The following is a 25911-nucleotide window of genomic DNA, read 5'->3' on the forward strand; positions in this document are numbered from 1 at the left end:
ATTACTCATCACATCAGGAGTGGATCATGCCCAGAATGATCGTTTCAATCGACGGGGTTGTCATCAAGGAAGTGCAACTGACCAAAGAGCGCACTACGCTCGGCCGCCGCCCTTACAACGACATCGTGATCGATAACCTCGCCGTGAGCGGCGAACATGCCGTCATTCACATGGCAGGCCAGGATGTGGAAATTGAAGACCTGGGGAGCACCAACGGCACCTACGTCAACGCCAAGGCTGTCAAGCGCCAAGAACTGCGCAATGGCGACACCGTTGAGGTGGGCAAGTACAAGATCCGTTTCCTGCACGAGGCTGAAGGGCAAAACTTCGAGAAGACCATGATCTTCAAACCGGGAATGGTGCCTCCGTTGGGCACGGCATCCCGGCCTGCCCCGCTGGGTGCTGCCACTGCCCCGCCCATCTCCGGGGTCATCCGTGTGATGTCTGGTGCCGCTGCGGGGCGGGAAGTGTCGCTGCAAAAGGTGGTTACCACCATCGGCAAACCTGGCGTTGCCGTGGCCTCCATTACTAAGCGGCATCAGGGCTTTGTGCTGGCCCATGTCGAGGGCCCCGACATGCCCCTGCTCAATGGTGCTTCCATCGGCACATCTCCTGTACCTCTCAAACACGGTGATCGGCTGGAGTTGGCAGGTACGGAAATGCAGTTCGAACAAAGCTGACGGCCGCACCCGGGCCTCGCGCCCCATCTGGCAATTCATCTGCCGACCTTGTCGCCGGAACCCATGCAATCCAGACTTTTGCATCTGTTCCGACGGCACGCTCGCCGCACGGCAGTCACCCTGATTCCGTTAGCGTTTGCACTGCTGCACATTTCAGGAGCCCTTCATCTCCAGGTGCTGGAGCGGCTCGAAAACATCATCTACGACACCCGGCTGCGTGCGACCATGCCGCGGACCCTGGATGAGCGTATCGTCATCGTTGATATTGACGAAAAAAGCCTTGATAGGGTGGGGCACTGGCCTTGGGGACGGGACAAGCTTGCTGCTTTGACGCAAGAGCTGTTTGAACGGCAACAGGTCGCGCTGGTGGGGTTCGACGTCCTCTTCGCCGAAGCAGACGGAAGCTCAGGCCTCGCAAACCTGGAGCGTTTGGCCAAAGGGCCTTTGCGGGCGCAGACAGGCTTCAAGGAACAACTGGCGCGCCTGGCTCCCGCTCTTGACTACGACGCACTCTTTGCCCGCGCTCTGCAAGGCCGACCTGCGGTTCTGGGCTATTACTTCACCAGTGACCGGGACGGGAGAACAAAAGGTGTTTTGCCAGCACCCGCCTTGCCCGCAGAAAGACTTCGCGGCCTACCGTTGCTGGCAACCTCCTGGGGAGGATATGGCAGCAACATCAAGGAGCTGGCGCACGCCGTACCCGCTGCGGGCTTCTTCAATTCCATCACCGATGACGATGGTGTCGTCCGATCTCTCCCATTGCTGGCGGAGCATCAGGGAAATTACTACGAATCCTTGGCCTTGGCGATGTACCGTACCCTGCTCGACCAGCCGGAAATCCATCCCCACTACGCCCATGCCAATCCAGAAGGGAAGCACGACATACTCCAGAGCATCGTGCTACGCCAGGATGGCCGCGATTTCGCGCTACCGGTGGACACACGGCTTGCAACCTTGATCCCCTTCCGCGGCCCTGGTGATGTAAATGGCGGGTCATTCCGCTACGTGTCCGCGTCAGACGTTCTGGAGGGCAAACTGCCAGCCAACAACCTGCAAGGACAATTGGTTCTGGTGGGCTCGACAACCCCCGGTCTGCTCGACCTGCGCGTAACCCCCGTAGGCCGAACCTATCCCGGCGTGGAAACCCACGCCAATATGCTGTCCGCCTTTCTCGATGGCAAAAGCATCGTGCGACCCGACTACGCGGTGGGCTTTGACGCTGCACAGCTGCTCTGTGCAGGTGTTTTGCTGGCCGTCGCCCTGCCCGCGCTGTCAGCCACCTCCGCGGTGCTTCTCAGCCTGGGGGTGGTTGCAGCGCTGGCAGGCCTCAACCTGTGGCTTTATCTCGCCCAAGGCTTGGCAATGCCACTGGCGACGGTAATCGTGATGGCGGTACTGGCATTCGCGCTCAACATGGTCTACGGCTACTTTGTGGAAAGCCGATCCAAGCGGGAACTGGCTGCGCTGTTTGGCACCTACGTGCCACCCGAGCTGGTGGACGAGATGGTCAAGCAGCCCGAAAACTACAGCATGCAGGCCACCAGCCGCGAACTGACCGTCATGTTCTGCGACATGCGGGGGTTCACCGCCATGTCGGAGCAGATGGAGCCCCTGCAGCTGCAAGCCCTGCTCAACGACGTGTTCAGCCAGCTGACCCACATCATTCGCAGCCACAGAGGCACCATCGACAAGTACATGGGGGACTGCGTCATGGCGTTTTGGGGAGCGCCGGTGCCCACCGCAGAACACGCGCAACTGGCAGTGCAGGCAGCGCTGGACATGGAGCGTGCGGTTGAGCAGATCAACCTGTTGCACCGAGAGCGCGGGCTCCCCGAGATTGGTATCGGGATTGGCCTGAATACCGGCACCATGTGCGTGGGCGACATGGGTTCGGACATCCGACGCAGTTACACGGTCATTGGTGACGCGGTCAACTTGGGATCACGCCTGGAAGGCTTGTCCAAACACTATGGCGTGCGCACCGTGGTGAGTGAATCCACCCATGCCCAGGCACCGGATTTCATCTGGCAAGAGCTGGACCTGGTGCGCGTCAAGGGCAAAGCCCAGGCTGTGGCTATCTATTCGCCAGTTGCCCCGCTACAGACCGGGATGCCGTACAAAGTGGACGAATTGTCCATATGGAAACACTTCCTGGAGGCCTATCGCGCCCAGGACTGGGCACAATGCGGCAAACTGCTGGTGAACTTACAGCAAACTGCCGCGCCCTCCGCCCTCTACGAACTGTATGCCGCCCGAGTACAAACCTTGCAAGGGCAGAGCGTTAACCCCGGATGGGACGGCGCCACCAATTTCGACACCAAATAGACAGGTTGGCCCATGAAGGTTCGTGTGCTGGGTTGCTCCGGAGCCATCGCCAAAGATTGCCGGACCACTTCGTTCCTTATCGACGACAACATTTTGGTCGATGCCGGTACAGGCGTGGGCGACCTCACACTGGACGAGATGCGCAAGATCGACCACGTGTTTCTCACGCATTCACACCTGGACCACATTGCAGCGCTGCCGCTGATGCTCGATGCCGTGTCGTCGCTTCGCCAAGCCCCTGTACACATTCACGCTTTGCCGCCGACCATTGAGGTGCTGCGCACACACATCTTCAACAATATCATCTGGCCCGACTTCTCGTGCATCCCGTCGGCAGACTATCCATTCATGCGGTTTTGTCCGCTCAATGTGGGCGAACAATGCACCACCGCTGGAGTGGTCGTGGAGGCCCTTCCGGCCGTCCACACCGTGCCCGCCGTGGGCTACGCCGTTCAGGGACTCAAAGGATGGTGGGTCTTCAGCGGCGACACTGAACGAAACCCGGCCTTCTGGGAGCGTGTGAACCAGCTGCCCATTTCCATGCTCGTCATGGAAACCGCATTCAGCGAACGTGAAAGCGCACTGGCCCGGCGTAGCTTGCACCTGTCGCCACAGACGCTGCTGGCAGAACTGCGCTTGTGCGAACAGCTGGGCTGTCAGGTGTACATCACCCACACCAAGCCGGCTGAAACGGAAGTCATCATGGGCGAGATACGCAAGCTGCTCGCAGACGAGGCCGCCAAACCTTCGGACGAGAGTTCCCCATTCAGCATTCAGTGGTTACAGGCAGGGCAGGAATTCACCTTGTAGCCAGCGTTGTTCGCGCCACCGCCCTCTCGTGTGCCGCTCTGCATCAATGACAAATCCCGCACAGCTTGCAACCAAATATGCACTTAGCGACAGTCGTGACGGGACAAAAATGTCACTTATGGTCTGCTGCAGCCGGATATTGACGCATGTAACCATACAGCGAGCCGGGTTCATGAAGGGTAGAGACCGGTGCCTGCAGGAGCATCCAGCTGGCACGAGAAATGCTGTATCCAGATCACACCTGGAGAATTCTTCTGCAGGTTGTTAATTGCAATCGACCTCCAAGGAGTTTCTTATGAAGCGTAATCTGCAAAAGGGTTTCACACTCATCGAACTGATGATCGTTGTAGCCATCATCGGTATTCTGGCTGCCGTGGCGCTGCCTGCGTACCAAGACTACACCATCCGCGCCAAGGTTTCTGAAGGCCTGAGCTTGGCATCGGCCGCGAAGACGGCAGTTGCGGAAACATTTGCGAATACCACGCAAGGTACTATTGAAGCCTATGGAGGCGTCGGTCCGATTACCGCTCCCGCGCTTGGCAACACAACGTATGGGTATCAATATACCGCCGGCACCAATGTGGCGACGATTGCGATTGCGGAAACTGCCGTCGCTGCGCCCACAGCAACTTCTGGTCGGATCACCATTACTTATGCCGGCACCCTTGGCACCACTTTGGGCAACCCACTGGTGCTGACCCCCGGCTCTGGCACAGTCACCAATTCCGCCGTGCCGTCTGCCGTTTTGGTATCAGGTGCTCCAGTTGTGTGGGGTTGCGGCATTGCTGCCACCGCATCTTTTAAGTATGTTCCGGCAAACTGCCGCTTTAACAATCTCTAATATTGACGAGATGAGAGAGGCCGCCTTGTGCGGCCTTTTTTTTGGCGAAACACATTTGAATGCCGCTGTACTTTCATTCGTCACTCATTCAAGTCAAGTGCTACTTCGGCTGTATGGAGGAAGAAGGCATGAAAAAGCACCTTCAATCGGGATTCACTTTGATCGAGTTAATGATCGTGGTAGCCATCATCGGCATTTTGGCGGCGGTGGCTCTGCCCATGTATCAAGACTACACCATTCGTGCCCGGGTGACGGAAGGCCTTAGCCTGGCAGGCACGGCCAAGACGGCGGTGGTGGATTCGTTCTTTACAGTGCCGAGCGGTGGCATCTTGCCCTACCCCGGCACGGGTGCCCCGGTGGCGGGCAGTTATGGTTTCCAATACACCCCGGGTACACATGTCACCTCGATTGCCATTGGCGCCATCGCCGATGTCGCCGCGCCCGTATTGCCCGAAGGCCGCATTACGATCAGCTTTGGGGGTGGCGTGGGTTCAGTATTGGGGACTCCGCTGGTTCTGACCCCCGGCAGCGGTACGGTGAGTAACGCGGGGGTCCCTGCTGCGCCGCTAGCCGCAAGAGCTCCTGTAGTGTGGGGTTGTGGAGTGGCCTTGACGTCCGCCTTCCGCTACGTGCCGGCCAATTGCCGCTATCCCCTCTGATATGCGGCTGTGGTTTATAGGGGTTTGCATTCTTTACGTTTGATGTTGGCCTATTTTTCTCCAATGCGTATCCGCTACCGGGCGGCCTTGAAGGCTGCGGCCACACACTTGCTCGTGACCATCTTGGTAGCGACGCTGGCCGCAGTTCTGGTTTTTTATGTTTGGTATCCCTGGCCGTTCTATGAAATCGTGTCAGGCCGTGAACTGTTTTGGTTGGTAATAGGGGTGGACGTGGTGTGCGGACCGTTGCTGACCCTGGTGTTGTGGAATCCAGCTAAGTCGGCAAAAGAACTGACCCTAGACATGTCACTAGTCGGTTTGGTGCAGGTTGCAGCGCTGACCTACGGAATGAGCACCGTGACGGACACCCGGCCAGTACGCTTGGTGTTCGAGGTGGACCGGATCCGCTTGGTTTCGGCGTCGGAAATCAACCCCGCCCAGTTGGAGCTTGCAGTCAAGGGCCTTCATAAGCTCCCCTGGACGGGGCCAGTACTCGTAGGCATCCGGCAACCCAAAGACAATCAGGAGATGATGGAAAGCATCGACCTGTCACTGAAAGGGCTGGAGCCTTCGCTGCGGCCGGACTGGTGGCAAACATATGATCTGTCGGTTCCGGAAGTGCTGAAGGCGGGGCGTTCAATAGCCGTCTTGAGAGCAAATCGTCCAGCAGATGCAGAACGAATAGACGCTGCAGTACGAGCCGCTAAATCCCCTGAGTCCGATCTGCTCTGGCTGCCGCTGACAGCGGGGCGTAGCTCTGATTGGGTAGTTTTGCTTCACAAAGCATCTGCCTTGCCCGTGTCTTACGCCCGCGTTGATGGATTTTTCTGATGGCGCGAATGCCTCGGTAACAACTCAGCCCGCCACGCCAACCACAAAACTCCCCGATTTCCCGCCATGCTTTTCCACCACGCGCACATCGTGGATGGACATGCCCCGGTCAACGGCCTTGCACATGTCATAGATGGTGAGCAAGGCTACCTGGACCGCGGTCAGGGCTTCCATCTCCACGCCGGTGGGACCCACAGTTTCTACCGTAGCAGAGCAAAATATGCCGATAGCGCCCACCTGACGGGTGCTAGTCGCTTCAAATTCAATAGCCACGCGGGTGAGCGCCAACGGATGACACAACGGAATCAAATCACTCGTCCTTTTGGCCGCCATGATTCCTGCAATGCGTGCAATTCCCAGCACGTCGCCTTTTTTGGCAGTCCCAGATTCGATCAAGGCCAAGGTTTCCGGCTGCATCTCTATGCGGCCGGTGGCGACGGCCACGCGGTGGGTGGCGGCCTTGGCGCCAACGTCCACCATGTGGGCTTGGCCTTGGGCATCGAAGTGGGTGAGGGGTGAGGCGGGGGTGGACATGGACAATGGAGCGAAACGTTTTTGGGGCGAAGGCATCATAAGGCGTTAGCCGTACAGGGCAACGCATGTGCATGGCCCTGAGGGTGGACAAAGGACCTTCGTGCAAAAATTTCAACAAAAATGGCTTGTAGCGCTTGTTCAGAAAGCGCTAATAGCTATAATTTTTATAGCAAACAGCATTTTGTACGCACCAGTGGCGAGTGCCCAGACGGCCTTGCCCACCCTCGGCGACCCCAGCGACCTCACCACCAGCGCCGAGCGCCGCCTGGGTGACCGCATCATCCGCGAACTCTACAGAGACCCCGACTACATCGACGACCCTGTCATTGCCGACTATGTGCAAGGTATCTGGCGCCCTTTGATGGCTGCCGCCAAGGCGCGTGGGGAGCTCTCGCCGGAGCTGGATGAGCGCTTCGCGTGGGAGATCCTGCTGGGGCGCGACCGCACGGTGAACGCGTTTGCGTTGCCGGGCGGCTATCTGGGCGTGCACCTTGGCCTGATTGGGGTCGTTACCACCCGCGACGAGCTGGCCTCGGTGCTGGCCCACGAGCTCAGCCACGTCACCCAGCGCCACATCTCGCGCCTCATCACCCAGCAAAGCAAGCAGACGCCCCTGCTGCTGGGGGCGATGATTCTGGGCGCGCTGGCGGCCAGCAAGAATCCGGGCGCTACGCAGGCGCTGGTGGTGGGGGGGCAGGCGCTGGCCATGCAGAACCAGCTGAACTTTTCGCGCGACATGGAGCGCGAGGCGGACCGTATTGGCTATGGCCTGATGGCCCCCGCTGGGTTTGCACCGCAGGGCTTTGTCAGCATGTTCGACAAGCTCCAGCAGGCCAACCGGCTCAACGACAACGGTTCGTGGCCATATCTGCGCAGCCACCCGCTGACCACCGAGCGCATGGCAGACATGCATTCGCGCCTTCCGCCCGGAGAGGCCGCCGCAGCGGCCACAGTGCCATCGACTCTGGAACACGCCATGGTTGCAGCGCGTGCCCGGGTATTGGCCAACCCCGGCGTGGACACCTTGCGCCAGTGGATTGCCGAGCCGCAAGGTTCCGGTTTTGCAGCCCTGCCCGCCTCCCGGCGTGTGGGCGTGCTGTACGCGGCTGCGCTGGGCAGCAACCAGCTTCGGGACGCTGCAGGTGCCCGCACTGCCGCAAAGAAGCTGGCGGACCTGGTGCGCAATGATGCCGCTGCCCACCGGCTTGCAAAGCTGCTCGCCGCGGAGATCGAACTGGCAGCAGGCGACGCTGCGGCCGCAGTCAACGCGCTGGCTGCCGATGCGAACAACACCAGCAGCAGCAACCGGCGCCCTGAACTGGTTTTGCGCTCACAGGCCTTGCTGCGCGCTGGGCGCGCTGGTGAAGGAACCAGCGCCCTGCAAACCTGGGTGGCCACGCACCCCCGGGATGCGACGGCGTGGCAGCTTTTAGCATCCACCTGGCAGGCTCAAGGCCAAGCCCTGCGCGCAGTGCGCGCCGAGGCAGAGGCCCACGCCGCACGCTATGACTATGCGGCTGCGGTAGACCGCTTCAAGGCGGGCCAGGATCTGGCACGGCGGGGTGGACCGCAGGTGGACCACATTGAGGCGTCCATCATCGACACCCGGCTGCGCGCGGTGGAGTCACTTCTTCGCGAACAGGCCGCCGAGCGCTGATTCAATCAGCACACCCAGCAGCGAATAGATCAGCGACCCAAGCAGTGCCGCGCCGAAGCCATTGACGTGGAACCCGTCCAGTACGCTGGCGGCGGCCCAGAACATGAGCGCGTTGATGACGAAGAGAAAAAGGCCGACGGTGACGATGGTGACCGGCAGCGTCAGCACCACCAGCACCGGCCGCAACACCACGTTGAACAGGCCAATGACAAAGGCCGCGATCAGCGCGGAGGTGAAGCTCTGCACTTCCACACCGCTGTAGACATAGGCCACAAACAGCAGCGATGCAGCGCTGAGAAGCCATTTCAGGAGGAGTTTCATGGCCGGAGAATAGCACCGGCCGAGGGAACCAAGAAATGCGCAAAACGGGAGCCAAGCCCCTGGCAGTCAGCCCCCGCGCTGACTGCCTATTCGAAAGCCAGCATCCACAACGCTCCGCAACCCGTGAGCAGGCTGCCCAGCGTTCCTGGCATTGGCGACCAGCCTTTGTCCGGGCGCACAGGCGCAGGCTCCTGTGCCAAATCCGTCTTGGGCCGGCGCGCATCTACCACCTGGGCCACGGAGGCGCCTGCAGCCTGCAACTGATCGGTCAGCTCCGCCAGCGGCCCCTTGGCCAGTACGGTGGTCACTCTGTCCGTGGGCACCCGCAGCACGGGAAGGATCTGGGCAAACAGCTTGTCAGCCCACTTGGCGCGCCAGTTTTCACGGGCGCTGTGGCTCACCCACTTGCTGATGCGATGGGTCATCCGTGGCGCGCAGGCCACCAGCACCCATTGTGTTCTGGCAGCCGCGTCGCGCGCGAACAAAGGTGCCAGCACCTGCTGCGCATAAACCGCGTCGTCCACATACACGATGACTCTGTCCATACCGACTCCCATTGAGGACCAAGGACAAAAGGGGGCATAGAGCCCCCTTTTGCAATGGTCGGTTCCGTATGTCTGCCTTTAGCCCTGCTGCTCGGCAGGTGCCGCCGCCGCGCGGCGCGCAACGATGATCTTGCCAGCCAGCAGAACCAGCAGCGCACCCGCCACGCTGGCACCGTACTTGATCATGTCTGTCTGTGGCAGTTTCAGCATCCACTGCCACTTGTCGGGGTTCGAGAAAGCAGGGTCCGTCACCAGCATACCGCCAGCGATCCAGCCCAGCAGCATGCCGCCCGCCGTGATGATCATCGGGAAACGCTCCATGAGCTTGATGACCAGCTGGCTGCCCCAGACGATGATCGGGATGGAGATCAGAAGGCCCAGTACGACCAGCAGGAACTGGTGCTCGCCCGCGTTCTGCGCAGCGCCCGCAATGGCGATCACGTTGTCCACGCTCATCACCAGGTCGGCCACGATGATGGTCTTGATGGCGGCCAGCAGCTTGTCGCTACCTTGCACGTCGCCGTGGCCCTCTTCATCAGGAGCCAACAGTTTGACGCCAATCCACACCAGCAACAGCGCGCCCACGAACTTGAGGAACGGCAGCGCCAGCAGGGTCATCGCAAAGGCGATCAGGATCACACGCAGAACAATGGCCCCGGCAGTGCCCCAGATGATGCCCTTGGTACGCTGGGCCGGAGGCAGCTTGCGGCAGGCCAGCGCGATGACCACCGCGTTGTCGCCGCCCAGCAAGATGTCGATGATGATGATCTGGCCGAGTGCGAGCCAGAATTCGGGCGAAGCCAAAAAGTCCATAAATTCCTCAGTATCAATACACGCGAAGGGGGAGTTCGCCGCCACTGTAGCGCCGAGTCCACCCAAGGGATAAAGGGCCTGCGGTCGGGGGATCAAGGACTGCCCTGACAGGGCAAGCAACGAAAGGACGGCCTTGATCAGCCCCAGCGGGCCCATCAAAGGTCTTGCTCAGCCCGGCGCCCTTGCGGTATGCGCTGAACCCGGACCGCCGGAAGCGATGTTTCGCTTCGTACTGACGACGGTTCCGATGCCTCGCGCCCCCACGCACCAAAATTTGGCAATGCCGGAATGCAAGTCGGGAGCTACTCCCCTTCGAAGCGTCGATTGGAACATCGCCCGCACGGTCGCGCAAGGGCAGCACGATTGTGGTTATTGCGTACACGCCCCTCTAAGGCTGCCAAAAAGGGGCCGAAGCTCCCTGCAAAACACCTTTGCCAGGGTTGCCTTGTCCACGCGGCTATGATCCAGCCCCTTCGCTCAAACCTCCATGGCCGCCATCCACATCACCGACATCGAAGCTGCCATCAACCACTGGCGCAGCCGGGTGCCTTCGCCCGACGGAGTCTCCCTGGCCCCGGAGATCCGCGCGCTGGCAGAGGTCTATGCGCAGATGGTGTTTCGGCGCGAGGACGTGGTGGAAGAAGACCGCCTGCCCCCGGATGCCCTGGATGCCTGGCATGCCTGGTACGGCACCACGCCCGACACGCCCTGTATCGCCATCTGCTCCACCAGCCAGGGCGACGACCTGTGCAAGGGGTGTGGGCGCACGTTTGACGAAGTGCAGTTCTGGCCCGCGATGGGCCCTGCCGAAAAACGCGCGGTGTGGCGACGCATCACGCTGGAGCACTCTGCGTGGCGGTTCAACCGCTATGCAGAACGGGCGGCCGAAGGGGTTTCCAAAGCGCCGGCGCCAGCGGGCGCGGCGTAACCCGCTCCTTTTCTTTTCAACACGTCGCCCCGCCTCGCAAGCTGCAAACATACGGGGGCTGTACGCCCGGCGGTCAAACGGCTATGGTGGGCCCATGCTGCGCCTCACCCAAGCCCCGAACATCGCCATCGCCACGTTGTGGGCGGACTTGTTGTGCGAAGCGGGCATGACGGCCTCCGTGCAGCGCCAGTATCTGGGTGCCGCGGCGGGGCACCTGCCGCCGGACCAGTGCCTGCCCGAAATCTGGCTGGACTACGACGAACACGCCACCCGCGCACGCGCGCTGCTGCAGGAGCTTCAGGATTTGCCACAGCGCCGCTGGGCATGCCAGTGCGGCGAGACGGTCGAAGGCGGATTCGAGCAGTGCTGGCAGTGTGGCGCGCTCATGCCACGAGACTGAGTCAGAAACTACCAAATTGATAGCTGTTAGCGCTTATCCATCAAGCGCCAGAGGCCATTTTGACCAGTATTCCAGTCACTTCCAGCGCACGGGCTCCACATGCACACTGCCCTGCGTGCTGCTCAGGGTGATCGCGCCTTCCTGCACCGTAGCCTGCAGTTGCATACTGCGCTCGGCCAGCTGCGCCAGTGCCTGGGATGCCTCCGTGGGGATGCGCCAGACCTGCAGCTTTTCCAGGCGTGACAGTTTGGTCTCGATGCCTTTCCACCAGATCTCTGCGGCGTGGTTGAAGCAGTAGACGATCACAGAATCGGCCTTGCTGCAGGCCTTGGTGAGCGGCTTGTCTTCGGGCTGGCCCACCTCAATCCACACGCGCTTGCGGCCGGTAAAGTCGGTGAGCGAGGCATCCGGGTCATCCGGGTCCGACAGACCCGCACCAAATGCCAGCGTGGCGTCGCCGTTGCAGAGGTCGTTGAGCTGGTGCGCCTGGATGGCCAAAGCAGCCAGCCGGACCATCATGCGCTCGTCGGTCTCGCTGGGGTGGCGCGCCAGCGTGAGGGCGTGGTCAGCGTAATAGCCGTGGTCGATGTCGGCGATCTGGAGGTTCGCCTTGAAGATGGTGGATTTGATGGCCATGCAGCCTCACTACTAAATAGATAGCTGCCAGCGCTTTATCTACAAGCGCTGGAGGCCAGAAAGGCTATAAATCTGCAGGCTAGACGCGCCGTGCGAGTTCGGCGGCTTTGCCCACATAGCTGCCGGGCGTCATGGCCAGAAGGCGGTCTTTTTCGGCCTGGGGGATTTCCAGCGAGGCGATCAGGCCGTGCAGCGCCTCGGCCGTCACGGTCTTGCCGCGCGTGACTTCCTTGAGCTTTTCGTAAGCGCCCTGCACACCAAAGCGTCGCATCACCGTCTGGATGGGCTCGGCCAGCACTTCCCACGAAGCATCCAGGTCTTCGGCCAGCGCTTCTTCGTTCAGCTCCAGCTTGTTCAGGCCGGTCAACAGAGAGGCATAGGCCAGCGCCGCGTAGCCCAGGGCCACGCCCATGTTGCGCAGCACGGTGCTGTCGGTCAGATCCCGCTGCCAGCGGCTGATGGGCAGCTTTTCAGACAGGTGCTTGAGCAGCGCGTTGGCCAGGCCCAGATTGCCTTCGGCGTTTTCAAAGTCAATCGGGTTGACCTTGTGCGGCATGGTGCTGGAACCAATCTCGCCCGCCTTCAGGCGCTGCTTGAAGTAGCCCAGGCTCACGTAGCCCCAGATGTCGCGCGAGAGGTCGATCAGGATGGTGTTGGCGCGGGCCACGGCATCGAACAGCTCGGCCATGTAGTCGTGCGGCTCGATCTGGATCGAGTACGGCTGGAAGGTCAGGCCCAGGCCCAGCGGTTCGGGCGTTTCGATGACCTTCTTGCTGAAGGCTTCCCAGTCAAACTCAGGCCAGGCGGACAGGTGGGCGTTGTAGTTGCCCACGGCGCCGTTCATCTTGCCCATGATCTTGACGGCGGCGATCTTCTCGCAGGCCGTTTGCAGGCGCATCACCACGTTGGCCATTTCCTTGCCCACGGTGGTGGGGCTGGCGGTCTGGCCGTGGGTGCGGCTAAGCATGGGCACGTCGGCAAAGGCGTGCGACATTTCGCGCAGCTTGAGCACGATGCGGTCCAGGCCCGGCAGGATGACCTGGTCGCGGCCCGAACGCAGCTGCAGCGCGTGGCTGGTGTTGTTGATGTCTTCGCTGGTGCAGGCAAAGTGCACAAATTCGGAGGCCTTTTCCAGCTCGGGGCGCGCCTCGAACTTGCTCTTGATCCAGTATTCGACGGCTTTGACGTCGTGGTTTGTTGTTTTTTCGATCTCTTTGATGGCGGCGGCGTCAGCTTCGGAGAAGTTCTTGATCAGGCCGAGCAGATAGGCGCGGGCGCCCGTGGTCAGGGGCTTGAACTCGGCAAAACCGGCATCCGACAGGGCAATGAACCAGGCCACTTCCACCTGCACACGGCGGTGCATGTAGCCGTGTTCGCTCATGATGGGGCGCAGGGCGGCAAGTTTGCTGGCGTAACGGCCGTCAAGCGGCGACAGGGCGGTAATGGTGGACAGGCTCATGGCGCGCCATTGTAGGCGTGGTGTGTAAGCGCCACGCAGCCGTCAGCTTGCGGGCGGGCAGCTGCCGATAGAATCAATCTCGAATCGTTCAGCCTATCCCGCGCCCTGGAAGACACACCATGAAATTGATCGGAGCCACCGCCAGCCCCTACGTACGCAAGGTACGTATCGTGATGGCCGAGAAAAAGCTCGACTACCAGTTCGTGCAAGAAAACGTCTGGGCAGACGACACCCATATTTCCACCTCCAACCCCTTGGGCAAAGTGCCCTGCTTGGTAATGGAAGGCGGCGAGGCCGTTTTTGACTCCCGCGTGATCGTCGAATACCTCGACACCCTGTCGCCCGTGGGCAAGCTGATCCCGTCGCAGGGCCGCGAACGCGCCGAGGTCAAGACCTGGGAGGCACTGGCCGATGGTGTGATGGATGCCGCCATCCTGGCCCGCCTGGAAGCCACCTGGGCCCACCGCAAGGACAGCGAGCGCAGCCAGGCCTGGATCGACCGCCAGCTGATCAAGGTGAACGACGGCCTCAAGTCCATGAGCCAGGGCCTGGGCGACAAGCCGTATTGCAGCGGCATCCACCTCAGTCTGTCGGACATCGCCGTGGGCTGCGCCCTGGGCTGGCTGGAATTCCGCTTCCCCGACATCGCCTGGCGCAGCGAGTACCCCAACCTGGGCAAGCTGCTCGACAAGCTGATGCTGCGCCCGAGCTTCGCCGATACCAAGCCGTCCTGAGCGGCCAGCGAGAGCGGGCGTTGGTTTTTTGAACCCCCTGCGCCTGGCTTGCCGTATGCTTGGGCGCTTATGAACGAAATGGTTCAAAACCCTCCGAAACCCGGCGATGTGCGGGCCACCCGCCAGCGCGCGGCGCGCGAGGCCGCCACCACGCCCGGAGCGGACAGGGTGCGCGTCAACGACCCCGACCGCACGATGGCCAACATCCTGCAGGTAGCCACGGCAGAGTTTGCGGACAAGGGCCTGGCCGGGGCACGCATCGACGAGATCGCGGCACTGACCAGCACCAGCAAGCGCATGATCTACTACTACTTCGGTAGCAAGGAAGGTCTGTATGTCGCGGTGCTGGAGGAGGCCTACCGCCGCATCCGGCGCATCGAATCGGAGCTGCACCTGGAAGACCTGGCGCCCGAGCAGGCCCTGCGCACGCTGGTGGGCTTCACGGTGGACTACCAGCTCGCCAACCCCGACTTCATCCGCCTGGTGATGAACGAGAACATGCACCGGGGCGAGTACATCACCAAGTCGGCCACGATCCAGGAACTGAACATCCCCGTCATCCATGCCGTGCGCGATGTGTACCAGCGTGGCGTGGCGGCGGGTGTGTTCCGCCCCGACGTGGACCCGGTGGACCTGCACATGTCCATCTCGGCCCTGTGCTTTTTCAACGAGGCCAACCGCCACACCTTTGGCGCAATTTTCAAGCGCTCCCTCGACACCCCCGCCGCCACGGCGCAACGCCGTGAATCGATCATCGAGATGATCGTGCGCTTTCTGCGGCCCTGACCTTCCCGGCCCTGGCGCGCACACCGGCCCGCGTCAAAAAGCTCCTCATCAGCACCCTGCGCGCGCGCCGTGCATGGCTGCGTGCTGCCATGACAAACCATGCAGGGTTTGCACCTAGATCAAATACTAACCAGTTCGTACAAAATTCTTCCAGCGTTTCAATACAACGACTGGAGACACCATGTTTGCACTGGCCGACCGCGTGCTGCGGGGATACACCCGCGTGCTGGATGTACTGGCTGGCCTGTGCCTGGCGGTGATGGTGGTGCTGGTGTTTGGCAACGTGGTGCTGCGCTACACCCTGAACTCCGGCATCACGGTGTCGGAAGAACTCTCGCGCTGGCTGTTTGTGTGGCTGACCTTCATGGGCGCCGTGGTGGCGCTGCGCGAACACGGCCACCTGGGCACGGATGCGCTGGTGTCGCGCCTGCCCGCTGTGGGCAAGAAGGCCTGCCTGGTGCTGGCGCAGCTCGCCATGCTGTATGTGTCGTGGTTACTGCTCAGTGGCAGCTGGGCCCAGATGCTTATCAACTGGGAGACCGAAGCCCCGGTCACCGGCGCCTCGGTGGGCATCTTCTACGCCAGTGGCGTGCTGATGGGCGGGTCGGGGATTGCCATCCTGCTGCACGACCTGCTGCGCACGCTGTTCGTTCCGCTGGCTGAGCACGAGCTGGTCATGGTGCAGGAGAGCGAAGAACTGGCGGCCCTGGCGCACCGCCCTGCGGGCACCGATGCATCCCACGAAGCGCCCGGCAGCCACCGCCCCTGAACCCTCCGCACAGGCTCTCCACCATGACCGTCACCATCTTCCTCGGCTCCCTGCTGCTCGCCATGGCGATCGGCATTCCCATCGCGTTTGCGCTGCTCATCAGCGGCGTGGCGCTGATGTGGCATTTGGACCTGTTCGACGCGCAGATCCTGGCGCAGAACGTGATCAACGGCGCCGACAGCTTTCCGCTGCTGGCCGTGCCCTTCTTCATGCTGGCGGGCGAGATCATGAATGTGGGCGGCCTGTCCAAGCGCATCGTGAAGCTGGCGCTCACGCTGGTCGGCCATGTGCCCGGCGGCTTGGGTTATGTGGCCATCATGGCGGCGGTGATCCTGGCCGCCGTATCGGGCTCGGCCGTGGCCGATGCTGCAGCGCTGGCCTCCCTGCTGCTGCCCATGATGGTGGCTGCGGGCCACAACAAGGAACGCTCGGCCGGGCTCATTGCGTCGGCCGGCATCATCGCCCCGGTGATCCCGCCGTCCATCGGTTTCGTGATCTTTGGCGTGGCGGCCAACGTGTCTATCAGCAAGCTGTTTCTGGCAGGCATCGTGCCGGGCATCCTGCTGGGCTTGGCGCTGGCCCTCACCTGGTGGTGGCTCGTGCGGCGCGAAGATGTGGCGCCCCCAAAGCGGGCCACCCGTGCCGAACTGGCCGTGGCCCTGCGCGAAGCCGTGTGGGCGCTGGGCCTGCCCATCATCATCCTGGTGGGGCTGCGCATGGGTGTCTTCACCCCCACCGAAGCCGCCGTGGTGGCCGCCGTGTATGCGCTGTTCGTGTCCATGGTGGTCTACCGCGAGCTGAGCTGGCGACAGCTGGCCGACATCTTCCGCGCCTCGGCCCGCACCAGCGCGGTGGTGATGTTCCTGGTGGCTGCCGCCATGGTGTCCGCCTGGCTGATCACGGTGGCCGACCTGCCCTCCAAGGTCATCGGCATGCTGGAGCCCTTCATGGGCAACCCAACGCTGCTGCTGATCGCCATCATGCTGTTGGTCATGGTGGTGGGCACGGCCATGGACATGACGCCCACCATCCTCATCCTTACGCCCGTGCTGATGCCGGTGGTCAAGGCCGCAGGCATCGACCCGGTGTACTTCGGCGTGCTCTTCATCATCAACAACGCCATCGGGCTCATCACCCCACCTGTGGGCACGGTGCTCAACGTGGTGGCTGGGGTGGGGCGCATGTCCATGTCGCAGGTCACACGCGGCGTCACGCCCTTCATGCTGGCCCAGCTGGCCGTGATGTTCCTGCTGGTGCTGTTCCCCTCCATCGTCATGGTGCCGCTGCGCTGGTTGAGTGGTTGACCCCAGTCTGCGCCCCGGCCCTTTTCTTTCCGCTCCGTTTCTGCCCCGCCTAAAACCCAAGGAGACATTTCCATGAAGCTGCTCAAAACCCTGCTCGCCACCGCCCTCGTTGCCGCGTCGCTGCTGCCCGCTGCACACGCCCAGGAGCGCACCATCAAGTTTGCCTTCCAGAACCAGAAGGACCACCCCCAGGCCCAGGGCGCGCAAAAGTTTGCCGACCTCGTGGCGGCCAAGACCAACGGCCGCATTGCCGTCAAGCTCTTCCCCGGTGGCACGCTGGGCGGTGACCTGCAGACCGTGTCGGCCCTGCAGGGCGGCACGGTGGAGATGACCGTGCTCAACGCCGGCATCCTGGCCGCGCAGTCCAAGGAATTCGGCATCTACGACTTCCCGTTCCTGTTCGCGTCCCCGCAAGAGGCCGATGCCGTGACCGATGGCCCCTTCGGCAAGAAGCTGCTCGACAAGCTGCAGGCCAAGAACCTGGTGGGCCTGGGCTACTGGGAGCTGGGTTTCCGCAACCTCACCAACAGCAAGCGCCCAATTACCAAAGCCGAAGACATCGCAGGCCTCAAGATCCGCGTGATCCAGTCGCCGATCTACATCGACCTCTTCAACGCGCTGGGCGCCAATGCCGTGCCCATGCCTTTCCCCGAGCTGTACACCGCCATGGAACAGAAGGCCGTGGACGGCCAGGAGAACCCGTTCTCCACCATCCTGTCGTCCAAGTTTGCCGAGGTGCAGAAGTACCTCACCGTCACGCGCCACATGTACAACCCCCAGGCCGTGATCGTGAGCAAGAAGTTCTGGGACAGCCTGAACCCCGCTGACCAGAAGGCGCTGAACGACGCGATGGCCGAAGCCACCACCTTCCAGCGCGGCGTGTCGCGTGTTCAGGCCAACGTGGCACTTGACGACCTCAAGAAGGCGGGCATGCAGGTGTCCGAGTTCTCGCCTGCCGAGCTGGACAAGCTGCGCGCCAAGGTGAAACCCGTCGTTGAAAAACACAGCGAGAAGGTGGGCGCCGAGACCGTGCAAGAGGTCTATTCCACGCTGGCCAAACTGCGCGGCGGCAAGTAAGCAACCGCTGCAACCCCTGCGCTGCCGTGCGGTGAACACACCACCAACCCGGCAGCGCGCTCACCCCGCATTCCGCCCGCCCCATGAGCCTCCAGCTCCTCGATCCCCCGGTCATCCCCACCACGTCCACCATGTCTTCCACTAGCCCCCGCAAGGTGCTGATCGGGCTGATCGGCGCCGGCATCCAGAAGTCGCTGTCGCCGGCCCTGCACGAGGAAGAGGCGCGCCACCACGGCATGCGTCTGCACTACCAGCTCATCGACCTGGACCGCTCTGCTTCGTCGGCGGAGCATCTGCCCACGCTGTTGTCTGCGGCGCGCATCATGGGCTATGCGGGCTGCAACGTGACCTACCCCTGCAAGCAGGCCGTGATCCCTCACCTCGACAGCCTGTCCGAGGAAGCGCGCGCCATGGGCGCAGTGAACACGGTGGTCATCCGCGACGGACAACTGGTAGGGCACAACACCGATGGATCGGGCTGGGCCTGGGGCTTTACCCGCGCACTGCCCGGCGCTGACCTGCGCCGCGTGGTACTGCTGGGCGCGGGCGGCGCAGGCGCTGCCATTGCACACGCAGTGCTGCGCCTGGGTGCACAGCATCTGAGCATCGTCGATGCACAACCTGAACGCGCCGCACAACTGGCAGCCGACGTGAATGCGCTCTACGGAGCCCGTGCCGAAGCCTCCGACATCCAATCGGCCATGGCGCAGGCCACCGGCCTGATCCACGCGACGCCCACGGGCATGGACAAGCTGCCGGGCCTGCCGCTGGATGTGGGCCTGCTGCGCCCCGCCATGTGGGTGTCCGAAGTCGTGTATTTCCCGCTCGACACCGCCCTGGTGCAGGCCGCGCGCGCGCTGGGCTGCCGGGTATCGGACGGCGGCGGCATGGCCGTGGGCCAGGCCGTGGGGGCGTTTGAGCTGTTCACAGGCGAAACCCCAGACGCTGCCCGCATGGACGCACATTTCCGCCGCCTGGTCAGCGCCCGCTGACCCATTCAGCGCACGACAACACAAGGAGCTGAACCCATGAGCACCCCGATGGTGGCCACCCGCGAAGCGCTAGGCGACATGCCCAACCCCCTGGGCCTGCAGGGCATCGAGTTCATTGAGTACGCCACCAGCCGGCCGCAGGCGCTGGGTCAGGCGCTGGAGCGCATGGGTTTTCAGCCCGTGGCACGCCACCGCTCGCGCGAGGTGCTGCTGTACCGCCAGGGTGACATGAACATCATCGTCAACGCGCACCAGGACACCGAACGCACCGGCGTGCATGCGCCGCCCGCACTCACGGAAACACCGGTGCTGGCCGCCATCGCCTTCCGCGTGGGCAACGCAGCCGCAGCATTTCGCCGCGTGCTGGAACTGGGCGCGTGGGCCGTGCACACCGAGGTCGAGGTGATGGAGCTGAACATCCCCGCCATCCACGGCGTGGGCGCGAGCCGCATCTACTTTGTGGACCGCTGGAAGGAGTTCTCGATCTACGACGTGGACTTTGTGCCCATCCCCACCGTCAACCCGCGCCCGCCCGCGCTGCAGGGCCTGCACCTGTTTGGCGTGGTGCAGTACATCGGCCTGGGCCGCGCAGCAGACTGGATTCACTTCTACGCGGAGTTGTTCGGCTTTGCCGAGCTGGCACCCGACCAGTCGTTTGGCGTGCTCACCCATGGCCGCATCCTGGCCAGCCCCTGCGGCACGCTGCACTGGCAGCTGATTGAACCGCTGGTCGATGCGCTGGATGCCGACCCCGAGGAGCTGCTGCAGCGCGTGGCCTTTGGCACACCCGACGTGCTGGCCACGGTGCAAGCGCTGCGTGCGCGCGGCGTGGAGTTTGTCGAGTCGCCCACGGGCGTGCACACCGGCACGCGCGGTGCATTGACGCGTGCCGATGCGGCCTCGCCCAGCTTCGAGCTGGTGCGCAGCGCCCGCTGAGCCAGGAGACCGCCCATGCGCCAATCCACCATGCAACGCAACGTCGCTGATTTCGGCATGGACACCATCAGCCTGGCGGGCCCACTGGAGGCCAAGCTGGCCGCCGTGAAAGCCGCCGGCTTCGGCCAGATCATGCTGGCCGCGCGCGACATCGTGGGCCACCCTGAGGGCATCGAAGCCGCTGTGGACGCGGTGCGCAACAGCGGCCTGCGCGTGACGGGCTTTCAGGTGTTGCGCGACTTCGAGGGCCTGTCGGGCCACCTGCACAGCTACAAGGTGGACATTGCCAAGCAGATGATCCTGATGGCGCGCGACCTGGGCGCGCCCGTGCTGCTGGCCTGCAGCTCCACCTCATCCCACGCCACGGCCGATGCCGAGGCGATTGCGCGCGACCTGCGCAAGCTTGCGCTGCTGGCGCTGCCCCATGGCATCCGTGTGGCGTTTGAAGGCCTCTCGTGGGGCCGCCACATCAACGAAGTGCACCAGGCCTGGGCCGCAGTGGAGCAGGCCGATTGCCCCAACCTCGGTCTTGCGATCGATTCGTACCACCAGTTCGCCACCAGCACGCCGCTCTCGGCCTTGGAAGATGTGGACCCCGAGAAGATCTATCTGGTGCAGCTGTCAGACTTCATGTGGCAGGAGACCCGCACGGTGCAGGAGCGCATCGACACGGCCCGGCACTTTCGCGTGTTTCCTGGCGAAGGCGTGCACAGCCAGGCGCTGGCCGAGCTGGTGCGCACGCTCGATGGCATGGGCTACCAGGGCGACTACAGCTTCGAGGTCTTCAACGACGACTACCAGCAGCTACCCCTGCCCTATGTGGCACAGCGGGCGTGGAACAGTGCGCTGTGGCTGGCGGAGGGGGTGCTGCAGCGCGCCGTGCCGCTGCCCGGACACCCGCGCATCAAGACCCTGGCGTGACCAACGCGTCAAAGCGTCAGCGGCCAACGATCAGCTGTTGGCGCGTTTCTTGAGCCAGCGCATCAGCGCGCCCACCACGGGCAGTTTTTCGTACAGTTCTTCGGCGGCGTCCCAATAGTCGCGGTGCAAGCTCACCAGGCCTTGTTCGTCCAGCACCAGGTGCGAGGCGCCGCGCACCGTCTGCGTCACGCCCTTGTGGAAGTCCTTGAAGGCGAACAGGAAGTCCCAGGTCAAAAAGCACTGCTGCCCCTGCACCACGCGGCCCGTGACCACAAAACGCGGCTGCTCCAGTGCCTCGAACATGTGGGCAAAGATGCCCTGGATGGCGGTTACGCCCACGACCTCGTTGAACGGATCCTTGAAGCGCGCCTGGGGTGCGTAGAACTGCCCGATGGTCGCCACATCGGCGGGTGAGAGGTTTTCAAAGAACGCAATGACGCGCATAACGGCTTCTTCCGTAGCGATCGTGGTTTCCGGTGGGTGCATACCGTTCAAAGACCTGTGAATTTGCGAACCGCCGGAAAGTACCACCGATACGGCAGCACGCGCAGCAGTTTCATCACCCGCGTGAAGCGCTTGGGAAAGTGGATGTCGAAATGCCCCCGCTCCCAGCCCTGCACGATGGCAGCTGCCGCAGCTTCGGGTGAGATGAGGGCCGGCATGGTGAAGTCGTTGCCCGCCGTGAGCGGCGTGGCCACAAAGCCCGGGTTGATCACGCTCACGCCCATGCCCAGGTCATGCAGGTCCAGGTAGAGCGCCTCGGCCAGGTTGATGAGCGCCGCCTTGGTCGGCCCATAGGCCAGGCTCTTGGGCAGCCCCCGAAAGCCCGCCACGCTGCTGATCAGGCTCACATGGCCCGGGCGCCCGGCCTGCGCTGCGGTCAGCATGGCGGGCAACACGCCAGCCAGCACATGCAGCACGCCGTTGTAGTTGATCTGCTCGTGGCGCAGCATCACGTCCAGGTCGAAGTCGGTGGCGCGCATGTCGCGGTAGTAGCCCGCGCAATAGCACACCATGTCGGGAACACCACCCGCCAGCACCTGCGCGGCGGCGGCCTGCACCTGTGCCGGTTCGGCGGTGTCAAAAGCCAGCGCCGTGCTGCCGGGGTGCTGCCGGGCAAAGGCGTTCAGCGCATCACCACTGCGCGCCGACACGATGACCTGCGCGCCGCGCGCATGCAGCGCAGCCGCTGTGGCCCGGCCAATGCCGCTGCTGGCCCCGATGAGCCAGGCCCGGCGGCCATGCCAGTCGCGCAGGGGTGGGTTGAGGCTCATGGTGCGCGTTTGGTGAAGGACAGGGTGATCTCGCCCAAGCGCACGCCGAACTTGCTCATGGTGGCGCGGTTGAGCATCACGCGGTCGTCAATGAGGTACATCCAGTCGTCCAGGTCCACGTTGTAGACCTTGCCATCCACGGGCAGCGCCAGCGTGTAGTTCCAGCGGAAGGCGTTGCCACGCGTCTGGCCGTTGGCCGTGCCCACCACATCGTCGGCGGTGCCGGTGTAGCGGCCGTCGGCATGCTTCGTCAGCCGCCAGATGCGGCGCTGCGTGGTGCCGTCGGAGTAGGTGAAGGCTTCGTCGAGCACGCCCTCGTTGCCTTTCCAGCTGCAGTCCATGACCACGGTGAAGCGCTTGACGATCTGGCCGCTGCGGTCCTGGAAGATGCCGTAGGCGTCGATCTTGCCGTTGAAATACTGGGCCAGGTCCAGCACCGGTTTTTCGCTGGCGTAGCCATCGAGGTTCTGGCTGGCGCAGCCAGACAGCACCATAGGTGCGGCCACAGCGGCCGAAAGGAGGAGACGTCTTTGCATCATGGTGGTGGGCCTTGGTCGGTTCGAATTCAGACAGTCGCCGCGCCACGCGGGCGGCGCAGGATGAGGAGATAGAGCGCGGCCGCAGCGGTGAACTTGAGCACGCAGGGCAGCACTGCATAGGCCAGGCCGAGGGTCTGCAAACCGTCATCGCTGCGCGTTCCGGGGCTGTAGCCCAGCCATCCCAGCAGGGGCAGCGCCAGGCCTGCCGCCAGTGCCAGGTTGAGCTTGGTGGCAAAGTTCCACCAGCCAAAGTACGCGCCCTCGTGCTGGCCGCTGTCGCCCTCGGCGGCAATCACGCCAGCCAGCAAGGCGCTGGGCAGGGCCAGATCGGTGCCCAGGGCCACGCCGGACAGCGCACAGACGACGAGGAACGGCACCACATCACCCGCGCCCAGAAACGCAGTCCACACAAACACGGCAATCGCCAGCAGCATGCCCGCCAACCAGGTGCGCGCCAGGCCCCAGCGCGCCACGGCACGCAGCCACAGCGGGATGGACAGCGCAGCGCACACGAAATAGGCCGCGAGGAACATGGGCTCCTGCGCGGTTGGGGCCTGCAGCCGGTCCTGAATAAAAAACAGCACCAGCGTGGCCGGTATGGCGCTGGCAATGCCGTTGAGCATGAACACCGCCAGCAGGCGGCGGAAGGCAGGGCGGCCCCAGGGCCGCCACAGGCTGGCGCGCTGCGGGGGGCGGTACACACCGGCCACGGCGACACCCGCATGCGCTGCGGGGCGCGGGGCTCTGGTCCAGGCCCACCAGCCTAGCAGCAGGGTGATGGCAAACACACTGAGCATCACCGGCAGGCCCAGCAGCGCGGGCAGCACCGATGCCAGTACCACGCCGACCAGTGCAGCACCCTCGCGCCAGGCCACGATGCGGCCACGCTGCAGCTCATCACCGCCCAGGCGTGCGCCCCAGGACTGGTGTGCGATGCTGAGCTGGCTGTAGGCGGTGTAAGTGATGAGCAATGCCACCAGCGCCCAGGCGACCAGCGCATCGGCCCCGCGCACCAAGGGAAAGAACAGGCTGCTCAGCCCCAGTGCCAGCACCGCCGCCGACACCGCGCCCACCGCCAGCACGGCGCGCACCGAGCGGCCAAACAGGTGGTCGGCCAGGCGACCCAGCAGCGGGTCGGTGAACGCATCGAACAGCCGCGCGGCCAGTAGCACAGCGCCCAGCGTGGCCAGTGGCATGCCGAACTCGCGCGCGTAGTGGTTGGGCAGCAGCACATACAGCGGCAGCGCCACAAACGCCAGCGGCAAGCCCAGCAGCCCATAGGCCAGGCCTGCGCTGGCGCGGATGGGCTGCGTGGAGGTCATGGTTGGCCTGCAGTGCGGGTGGCGGCCAGCAATTCCTGGCGCAGCCCGGGTTCGGAGGTCTGCGGAGACAGCCAGATGCCAAAGAACAGGCGCGAGAACTCGGCGTCCGGCACCTCACCGACGACACGCCCCGCCATCTTGAACACCGCACCCACGCCCGGCTGGTGAATGCCCAGCAGGCGGTCGCCCGACTTCACATCCGGCAACGCGGCCTGCAGCGCCTGCTGCCAGCGCGTGGCCTGTTGGGGCGTGAAGCTGCCCACGCGGCGCATCTCTTCCAGTGAGCGTTTGGCGATGGCCTCGGCCGTGAAGTCGCGGTGGTAGGTCAGCTCCAGCGCCAGCGGCTGGGCGCCGTAGTTGTCTGCGTCAAAGCCGGGCTGCACCCACAGGCGGGCGCGGTAGATCTCGAAGCCCAGAAACCGGAGCACGCCCTGGCCCGCCAGGCGCACGCCTGACAGGGGCGTGGCGGTGGCCGACTCTGCCGCCTGGGCCATTGGCACGGCCTGCGCGATAGCGGAATTTGAATGAAAAAAGGCTCCAGCGCTTATCCATAAAGCGGTAATAGCTATGTTTTTCATAGCATTCAATCCTTCGCCAGCGTGTACTGCACCAGGTCGATGTTGCTCATCGCAAATGCCGCTTCGCAGTACGCCAGGTAGAACTCCCAGATGTGCAGGAAGCGCTGGTCAAACCCCAGCTGCAGGATTTGCGTGCGCTGCGCCAGAAAGCGCTCGCGCCAGCGCTTGAGGGTTTCGGCGTAGTCCTGGCCAAACGCAAACTCGTCGACCACGCGCAGGCCTGCCGCCTCGGCCTCTCGGCGGAACTCGCGCGGACACGGCAGGCAGCCTCCGGGGAAGATGTACTGCTGGATGAAATCCGTGGAACTGATGTAGCGCTCGAACAGGCTGTCGTCGATCACGATGCTCTGGATGCAGGCCTTGCCACCTGGCTTGAGCAGGCGGTTCACCGACTGGAAGTAGGTGGGCCAGTATTCGCGGCCCACGGCCTCGACCATCTCGATGGAGCAGATGGCGTCGTACGGGCCGTCCTGGATGTCACGGTAGTCCTGCAGGCGCAGGTCGGCGTGCTCGGCCACCCCCTGCTGTGCCATGCGCTTTTGCGCGAATGCGAGCTGCTCGGTGGAGAGTGTCACTCCCGTCAGGTGGGCGCCGAATTCCACGGTCGCCATCTCGGCCAGCGCGCCCCAGCCACAGCCAATTTCCAGCACCCGGGAATTTGGCTGCACCCCCGCCATGCGCAGCGCGCGGCGCACCTTGGCGTGCTGGGCTTTGCGCATGTCGCCGCCTGCATCGCCCTCGAACCAGGCGGACGAATAGTTCATCGTGTCGTCCAGCCAGAGTTCGTAGAACGCGTTGCCCAGGTCGTAGTGGGCGTGGATGTTCTTCTGGCTGTTGGCGCGTGTGTTGCGGTTGAGCAGGTGTTTGATGCGATACAGCAGACGCCCGGCCCAGGTGCCGTAGATCACGCCTTCCACCTGCTGGCGGTTGGCGATGAAGAGCTTGAGCAGGTCGGTGAGGTGCGGCGTGGTCCAGTCGCCCGCGATGTAGCTCTCGGCAAAGCCGATGTCGCCCGACCGGAGTGCGGCACTGCACACGTTCCAGTTCTTGAGCGTGATGGCCGCCGAGGGGCCATCACCGTGGCCGAAGTGCTGCAGCGTGCCGTCGGGCAGCTGCACCGTGAGGTGGCCATGCTGCAGACGCTGCAGCAGCTTGAGCGCCGTGCGGGCGGCAGCGGGGGTGCCTGCGGGCAGGGCCAGGGCGGTGCGGGGGGCGGTGGTGGAGTTCATGGCGGCGTTCT

29 protein-coding genes are annotated in these 25911 nt (G+C 63.4%); 17 read left to right on the forward strand and 12 right to left on the reverse strand.

Going from position 1 to position 25911, the window contains the following annotated elements:
* Positions 1-26: 26 nt before the first annotated feature.
* The 6 genes from ACT89O_RS23620 to tfpZ all read left to right on the forward strand — a co-directional run bounded on the left by ACT89O_RS23620 (position 27) and on the right by tfpZ (position 6146).
* Positions 27-680 (forward strand): FHA domain-containing protein, encoded by a 654-nt coding sequence (locus ACT89O_RS23620; RefSeq protein ID WP_121421579.1) that lies wholly within the window; start codon positions 27-29, stop codon positions 678-680.
* Between the two features lie 63 nt (positions 681-743).
* The gene (locus ACT89O_RS23625) at positions 744-3005 is read left to right on the forward strand and encodes a CHASE2 domain-containing protein (RefSeq protein WP_487261358.1); all 2262 of its coding nucleotides are present in this window, start codon (positions 744-746) and stop codon (positions 3003-3005) included.
* A gap of 12 nt (positions 3006-3017) precedes the next feature.
* Positions 3018-3815, forward strand: coding sequence for a 3',5'-cyclic-nucleotide phosphodiesterase (locus ACT89O_RS23630; RefSeq protein ID WP_176887511.1), 798 nt, complete (start codon positions 3018-3020; stop codon positions 3813-3815).
* 295 nt (positions 3816-4110) lie between these two features.
* Positions 4111-4656 (forward strand): pilin, encoded by a 546-nt coding sequence (locus tag ACT89O_RS23635; protein WP_487261359.1) that lies wholly within the window; start codon positions 4111-4113, stop codon positions 4654-4656.
* Between the two features lie 128 nt (positions 4657-4784).
* The gene (locus ACT89O_RS23640; RefSeq protein ID WP_487261360.1) at positions 4785-5315 is read left to right on the forward strand and encodes a pilin; all 531 of its coding nucleotides are present in this window, start codon (positions 4785-4787) and stop codon (positions 5313-5315) included.
* A 42-nt stretch (positions 5316-5357) separates the two neighbouring features.
* Complete coding sequence (tfpZ, locus tag ACT89O_RS23645; RefSeq protein ID WP_255577799.1) at positions 5358-6146, forward strand: TfpX/TfpZ family type IV pilin accessory protein; 789 nt, start codon at positions 5358-5360, stop codon at positions 6144-6146.
* 24 nt (positions 6147-6170) lie between these two features.
* On the opposite strand, the gene moaC is transcribed toward tfpZ, so the two are convergent.
* Complete coding sequence (gene moaC, locus ACT89O_RS23650) at positions 6171-6680, reverse strand: cyclic pyranopterin monophosphate synthase MoaC (RefSeq protein WP_218300853.1); 510 nt, start codon at positions 6678-6680, stop codon at positions 6171-6173.
* A 100-nt stretch (positions 6681-6780) separates the two neighbouring features.
* On the opposite strand from moaC, the gene ACT89O_RS23655 reads away from it, so the two are divergent.
* Positions 6781-8337: a M48 family metalloprotease gene (locus ACT89O_RS23655; RefSeq protein ID WP_487261361.1), complete on the forward strand. Its 1557-nt coding sequence runs from the start codon at positions 6781-6783 to the stop codon at positions 8335-8337.
* On the opposite strand, the gene ACT89O_RS23660 is transcribed toward ACT89O_RS23655, so the two are convergent.
* The 3 genes from ACT89O_RS23660 to ACT89O_RS23670 form a co-directional block, all read right to left on the reverse strand.
* Positions 8305-8658, reverse strand: coding sequence for a phage holin family protein (locus ACT89O_RS23660; protein ID WP_055394559.1), 354 nt, complete (start codon positions 8656-8658; stop codon positions 8305-8307). The genes ACT89O_RS23655 and ACT89O_RS23660 overlap by 33 nt on opposite strands.
* 86 nt (positions 8659-8744) lie before the next feature.
* Positions 8745-9203, reverse strand: coding sequence for a hypothetical protein (locus ACT89O_RS23665; protein ID WP_218300852.1), 459 nt, complete (start codon positions 9201-9203; stop codon positions 8745-8747).
* A gap of 78 nt (positions 9204-9281) precedes the next feature.
* A complete protein-coding gene (locus tag ACT89O_RS23670; protein ID WP_055394555.1) occupies positions 9282-10016 on the reverse strand; it encodes a TerC family protein in 735 nt (244 codons plus the stop codon).
* Positions 10017-10503: 487 nt separating this feature from the next.
* On the opposite strand from ACT89O_RS23670, the gene ACT89O_RS23675 reads away from it, so the two are divergent.
* Together ACT89O_RS23675 and ACT89O_RS23680 are read left to right on the forward strand one after the other, a co-directional pair.
* The gene (locus ACT89O_RS23675; RefSeq protein WP_055394553.1) at positions 10504-10944 is read left to right on the forward strand and encodes a DUF3717 domain-containing protein; all 441 of its coding nucleotides are present in this window, start codon (positions 10504-10506) and stop codon (positions 10942-10944) included.
* Positions 10945-11038: 94 nt separating this feature from the next.
* A complete protein-coding gene (locus ACT89O_RS23680; protein ID WP_055394551.1) occupies positions 11039-11344 on the forward strand; it encodes a putative signal transducing protein in 306 nt (101 codons plus the stop codon).
* Between the two features lie 75 nt (positions 11345-11419).
* Here ACT89O_RS23680 and ACT89O_RS23685 read toward each other — a convergent pair whose 3' ends face one another.
* The gene (locus ACT89O_RS23685; protein ID WP_008903834.1) at positions 11420-11980 is read right to left on the reverse strand and encodes a YaeQ family protein; all 561 of its coding nucleotides are present in this window, start codon (positions 11978-11980) and stop codon (positions 11420-11422) included.
* A 79-nt stretch (positions 11981-12059) separates the two neighbouring features.
* A complete protein-coding gene (purB, locus tag ACT89O_RS23690) occupies positions 12060-13439 on the reverse strand; it encodes an adenylosuccinate lyase (RefSeq protein ID WP_121421591.1) in 1380 nt (459 codons plus the stop codon).
* A gap of 119 nt (positions 13440-13558) precedes the next feature.
* On the opposite strand from purB, the gene ACT89O_RS23695 reads away from it, so the two are divergent.
* The 8 genes from ACT89O_RS23695 to ACT89O_RS23730 all read left to right on the forward strand — a co-directional run bounded on the left by ACT89O_RS23695 (position 13559) and on the right by ACT89O_RS23730 (position 20958).
* Complete coding sequence (locus tag ACT89O_RS23695; RefSeq protein WP_055394547.1) at positions 13559-14173, forward strand: glutathione S-transferase N-terminal domain-containing protein; 615 nt, start codon at positions 13559-13561, stop codon at positions 14171-14173.
* 69 nt (positions 14174-14242) lie between these two features.
* Positions 14243-14959: a TetR/AcrR family transcriptional regulator gene (locus ACT89O_RS23700; protein ID WP_228897191.1), complete on the forward strand. Its 717-nt coding sequence runs from the start codon at positions 14243-14245 to the stop codon at positions 14957-14959.
* A gap of 181 nt (positions 14960-15140) precedes the next feature.
* Entirely contained in the window at positions 15141-15728 is a 588-nt protein-coding gene (locus tag ACT89O_RS23705; RefSeq protein ID WP_487261362.1) for a TRAP transporter small permease, read from the forward strand.
* 23 nt (positions 15729-15751) lie between these two features.
* Positions 15752-17032, forward strand: coding sequence for a TRAP transporter large permease subunit (locus ACT89O_RS23710; RefSeq protein ID WP_487261363.1), 1281 nt, complete (start codon positions 15752-15754; stop codon positions 17030-17032).
* Between the two features lie 72 nt (positions 17033-17104).
* A complete protein-coding gene (locus ACT89O_RS23715; protein ID WP_487261364.1) occupies positions 17105-18109 on the forward strand; it encodes a TRAP transporter substrate-binding protein in 1005 nt (334 codons plus the stop codon).
* Between the two features lie 131 nt (positions 18110-18240).
* Positions 18241-19101, forward strand: coding sequence for a shikimate dehydrogenase (locus ACT89O_RS23720; RefSeq protein WP_487261365.1), 861 nt, complete (start codon positions 18241-18243; stop codon positions 19099-19101).
* A gap of 36 nt (positions 19102-19137) precedes the next feature.
* Entirely contained in the window at positions 19138-20037 is a 900-nt protein-coding gene (locus tag ACT89O_RS23725; protein ID WP_487261366.1) for a VOC family protein, read from the forward strand.
* A 15-nt stretch (positions 20038-20052) separates the two neighbouring features.
* Positions 20053-20958 (forward strand): sugar phosphate isomerase/epimerase family protein, encoded by a 906-nt coding sequence (locus ACT89O_RS23730; RefSeq protein WP_487261367.1) that lies wholly within the window; start codon positions 20053-20055, stop codon positions 20956-20958.
* A 30-nt stretch (positions 20959-20988) separates the two neighbouring features.
* Here the strand turns inward: ACT89O_RS23730 and ACT89O_RS23735 are convergent, their stop codons facing one another.
* The 6 genes from ACT89O_RS23735 to ACT89O_RS23760 form a co-directional block, all read right to left on the reverse strand.
* Entirely contained in the window at positions 20989-21444 is a 456-nt protein-coding gene (locus tag ACT89O_RS23735; RefSeq protein WP_487261368.1) for a nuclear transport factor 2 family protein, read from the reverse strand.
* Between the two features lie 5 nt (positions 21445-21449).
* Positions 21450-22232, reverse strand: coding sequence for an SDR family NAD(P)-dependent oxidoreductase (locus tag ACT89O_RS23740; RefSeq protein ID WP_121508179.1), 783 nt, complete (start codon positions 22230-22232; stop codon positions 21450-21452).
* The gene (locus tag ACT89O_RS23745; RefSeq protein ID WP_228897185.1) at positions 22229-22771 is read right to left on the reverse strand and encodes a DUF3833 domain-containing protein; all 543 of its coding nucleotides are present in this window, start codon (positions 22769-22771) and stop codon (positions 22229-22231) included. Before ACT89O_RS23745 ends, ACT89O_RS23740 begins: the two co-directional genes overlap by 4 nt.
* Positions 22772-22797: 26 nt before the next feature.
* Positions 22798-24093, reverse strand: a complete 1296-nt coding sequence (locus ACT89O_RS23750) for an MFS transporter (RefSeq protein WP_487261369.1) — start codon at positions 24091-24093, stop codon at positions 22798-22800.
* Positions 24090-24587: a chalcone isomerase family protein gene (locus ACT89O_RS23755; protein ID WP_121421602.1), complete on the reverse strand. Its 498-nt coding sequence runs from the start codon at positions 24585-24587 to the stop codon at positions 24090-24092. The genes ACT89O_RS23750 and ACT89O_RS23755 overlap by 4 nt, the downstream gene beginning before the upstream one ends.
* 89 nt (positions 24588-24676) lie before the next feature.
* Positions 24677-25900, reverse strand: a complete 1224-nt coding sequence (locus ACT89O_RS23760) for an SAM-dependent methyltransferase (RefSeq protein ID WP_121422937.1) — start codon at positions 25898-25900, stop codon at positions 24677-24679.
* Between the last annotated feature and the right edge of the window lie 11 nt (positions 25901-25911).

Source organism: Acidovorax sp. NN32, from assembly GCF_057597245.1.